We start from the raw sequence: 839 nt of genomic DNA on the forward strand, positions 1-839 counted from the left end.
CTTTGGTGACAGTGCTGACGCATGGGCACAAGTTCATAACCCTGATGGCTCTGTACGCCAAGCTGCATTTCAGTTAAACAGTCAGCACACCTTTCTAAGCCAATGGAACCCTAGTCTTTCCGCACTGACCGATGGTGGATTTATTGCTGTATGGAGTGATGTTCACCAGTATATTGGCAGTGGCGGCCAATACGATTTGTATATGCGACGGTTTGATGCTGATGGAACAGCAAGAGACGCGCAAGAGATTCAGTTAACCAATTCTTCAACTGAGCAAAATTACCCTGCCATTACCCAGTTATCCGATGGCAGTCTGGGCATGGCATGGATCCAGTCAGGCAGTGTCCATACCCAGAAACTGGATAGTCAGGGTAACCTGGTCGGCAGCCCGGTACAGGTGTCTGAAAATACCAGTCATAACGTTGGTGATCCACCGGAAATCGCAGCATTAACTAATGGCAGTTATGTGCTGACCTGGATGGACTCTTCAGGCCAGGATGGCGACAGCTACGGTGCCTTTGCCCGCATTGTTGACAGTAATGGTCAGCCCATTGGGAATGAATTTTCTGTCAGCAATGATAATACATTACCTGCCCAGGTATTCCCCGATGTCACCGCCCTGAGTGATGGGGGCTTTATTGTCACCTGGCAAAGCGGTGCTGACCTCAATAACGGCCAGCAGATCTGGGCCCAGCGTTACGATAGTTTGGGGGCCCCCGTTAACAACGCCTTCAGGGTCGGTGCTGGCCAAACCGATAAACAGCCTACTGTCGTTGAACTCAGTGACGGGACGCTGGCGTTCAGCTGGCAGGATAACGATGCCTATGAGATTCGCACCC

At 51.3% G+C, this 839-nt stretch carries 1 protein-coding gene; it reads left to right on the top strand.

The annotated features are described in order from the left end of the window. On the top strand, positions 1 to 839 hold an 839-nt coding region (locus AK963_RS34175; protein ID WP_175404753.1), incomplete at both ends, for a hypothetical protein.

This window comes from Endozoicomonas atrinae (assembly GCF_001647025.1).
Classification (GTDB): domain Bacteria; phylum Pseudomonadota; class Gammaproteobacteria; order Pseudomonadales; family Endozoicomonadaceae; genus Endozoicomonas; species Endozoicomonas atrinae.